The following is a 1,186-nucleotide window of genomic DNA, read 5'->3' on the forward strand; positions in this document are numbered from 1 at the left end:
ATACATAAGTATGTAGCCGCAGCTTCGGTGCATGGCTTAGCCCCGTTACATCTTCCGCGCAGGCCGACTCGACTAGTGAGCTATTACGCTTTCTTTAAAGGGTGGCTGCTTCTAAGCCAACCTCCTAGCTGTCTGAGCCTTCCCACATCGTTTCCCACTTAGCCATGACTTCGGGACCTTAGCTGGCGGTCTGGGTTGTTTCCCTCTTCACGACGGACGTTAGCACCCGCCGTGTGTCTCCCGGATAGTACTCACTGGTATTCGGAGTTTGCATGGGGTTGGTAAGTCGGGATGACCCCCTAGCCCAAACAGTGCTCTACCCCCAGTGGTATTCGTCCGAGGCGCTACCTAAATAGCTTTCGGGGAGAACCAGCTATCTCCGGGCTTGATTAGCCTTTCACTCCGAGCCACAGGTCATCTCCTAATTTTTCAACATTAGTGAGTTCGGTCCTCCAATTGATGTTACTCAATCTTCAACCTGCCCATGGCTAGATCGCCCGGTTTCGGGTCTATACCTTGCAACTAAGCGCCCAGTTAAGACTCGGTTTCCCTACGGCTCCCCTATGCGGTTAACCTTGCTACAAAATATAAGTCGCTGACCCATTATACAAAAGGTACGCAGTCACACCACGAAGGTGCTCCTACTGCTTGTACGTAGACGGTTTCAGGTTCTATTTCACTCCCCTCGCCGGGGTTCTTTTCGCCTTTCCCTCACGGTACTGGTTCACTATCGGTCAGTTGGGAGTATTTAGCCTTGGAGGATGGTCCCCCCATATTCAGTCAAGATAACACGTGTCCCGACCTACTCGTTTTCACATCCATGGCATCGTCGTGTACGGGACTATCACCCTGTATCGTCGAGCTTTCCAGCTCATTCCACTAACACCATGATTGCTTAAGGGCTAATTCCCGTTCGCTCGCCGCTACTAGGGAAATCTCGGTTGATTTCTTTTCCTCCGGGTACTTAGATGTTTCAGTTCTCCGGGTTCGCTTCCTTAACCTATGAATTCAGTTAAGGATAGTGTGCAAGCACACTGGGTTTCCCCATTCGGAAATCCATGACTCATGCGGCTCTTACTGCCTCATCATGGCTTATCGCAAGTTAGTACGTCCTTCATCGCCTCCAACTGCCTAGGCATCCACCGTCTACGCTTCGTCACTTAACCATACAACCCGAAGATGTTTA

The 1,186-nt window shown here is 50.8% G+C and carries 1 rRNA gene (running past one end of the window); it reads right to left on the reverse strand.

Annotated elements, in window-relative coordinates:
- A 23S ribosomal RNA gene (locus J6J34_RS12415) occupies window positions 1–1,166 on the reverse strand; it reaches 1,818 nt to the left of the window's first position.
- Window positions 1,167–1,186: the final 20 nt, after the last annotated feature.

Origin of the sequence: Pseudidiomarina terrestris, from assembly GCF_030466405.1 — a bacterium.
Classification (GTDB): domain Bacteria; phylum Pseudomonadota; class Gammaproteobacteria; order Enterobacterales; family Alteromonadaceae; genus Pseudidiomarina; species Pseudidiomarina terrestris.